This window comes from Rhodovulum sp. BSW8 (assembly GCF_003314725.1).
Taxonomy (GTDB): domain Bacteria; phylum Pseudomonadota; class Alphaproteobacteria; order Rhodobacterales; family Rhodobacteraceae; genus Rhodovulum; species Rhodovulum visakhapatnamense.
Map to the genome: position 1 here is coordinate 1 of NZ_QNVX01000046.1, position 1,504 is coordinate 1,504.

A 1,504-nucleotide genomic window follows, 5' to 3' on the forward strand; every position below is an offset into this window, starting at 1 on the left:
GCTCTTTCGCATGCGTCTGCTCCTTCGCGGTTGAGCAGACTCTACATCAGACTGAGGGATCTCGCGGGGGGCAGGTCATCACCAAAGCCGAGGGCGAGATCAGCGAGATGCATATCGGGCTTGGCGGCACGATGTCGGCGCTGTTCCTGCGCAACCTGGCCGAGAAGACGCATCGGGGCCTTGAGGGCCGCGTCAAGGCGGGCAAATCGGCGGGCGGGATCAGCTATGGCTACCGTCTGGACCGTCAGCCGCTGCCGGACGGGTCGTTCACGACCGGAGACCGGGTGATCGACGCGGCGGAGGCCGTGATCATTCGGCGGATTTTCATGGAATATGATCGGGGGCGCAGCGCGCGAACCATCGCGACGGGCCTGAACCGGGATGGCATTCCGGCCCCGCGCTCGGGCGGCAAGGGCAAGGGCACCTGGTCCTTTTCGACGATCTCCGGGAACTGGAAGCGCGGCACGGGCATTCTCAACAACGAACTCTACATCGGCAAGCTGGTGGGAACCGGCAGCGCTTCGTCAAAGACCCCGATACCGGCAAACGTCAGGCACGGCCGAACCCGCAGGAGGCCTGGATCACCGAAGACACCCCGGCCTTGCGCATCATCGCAGACGACCTCTGGTCTCGGGTCAAACAGCGTCAGGGCGCAATCCGCGAAGATATCCTGAGCGAACGGGCCGCCGATCCCGACGCCCCCCAGATCGAGCGCGGCCATCGCCCGCGCTATCTGCTGTCGGGGCTTCTGACCTGCGGCTGCTGCGGCTCGGGCTATATCATGATCAGCGATAGCCGCCTGGGCTGCGCCGCGGCCCGGAACTCCGGGACCTGCACCAATCGCAAGACCATCAAGCGGCTCGATTTGGAAGCGCGTGTACTGGACGGGCTGAAGACGCAGCTGATGCATCCTGACCTGGTGGCGGAGTTCATCGCGGAGTTTCACCGGGAGATGGAGAAGGATCGGCTCGAGGCCGAGGCCGGACGGGTCGAGGCGGAGCGTACGCTGTCGAAGGTGACGAAGGAGATCGACAACATCGTCACGGCGATCACGGAAGGCATGTTTCATCCGAGCATGAAGGCGAAGATGGATGCGCTGGAGGCGCAGAAGGCGGCGTTTGAAGCAAAACTGGCCGCCCTGCCCGCGCCGAGCCCGGTGGTCCTGCACCCGGGGCTGGCGGATGTTTACGCGGCGAAGGTTTCGGATCTGGCGGCTGCGCTGAACGATCCGGAGAGCCGCCCCGAGGCGGTGGAGATCCTGCGCGGTCTGATCGAGAAGATCGTGCTGAGCCCCGACGCGGATGCCGCGAACGGGCATGTGATCGAGCTGTATGGGGAGCTTGGGTCGATTTTGTCGTTGTGCGGCAATGGGATGTGTCAAAATGCCAACGCCCGCGGTGTTAGCGCGGGCGTTAGGCAAGTGACTATGGTTGCGGGGGTAGGATTTGAACCTACGACCTTCAGGTTATGAGCCTGACGAGCTACCGGGCTGCTCCACCCCGCG

2 protein-coding genes and 1 tRNA gene are annotated in these 1,504 nt (G+C 64.2%); 2 read left to right on the top strand and 1 reads right to left on the bottom strand.

Annotated features, from left to right (window positions below):
- Positions 1–674 (top strand): recombinase family protein (locus DSD19_RS22440; RefSeq protein WP_243628074.1); only part of this gene is annotated, 674 nt, incomplete at its 5' end.
- Positions 602–1,471, top strand: a complete 870-nt coding sequence (locus DSD19_RS22775) for a recombinase zinc beta ribbon domain-containing protein (protein WP_371412621.1) — start codon at positions 602–604, stop codon at positions 1,469–1,471. The genes DSD19_RS22440 and DSD19_RS22775, both read left to right, overlap by 73 nt.
- Here DSD19_RS22775 and DSD19_RS16745 read toward each other — a convergent pair.
- Positions 1,428–1,504, bottom strand: a tRNA-Met gene (locus DSD19_RS16745). The genes DSD19_RS22775 and DSD19_RS16745 overlap by 44 nt on opposite strands.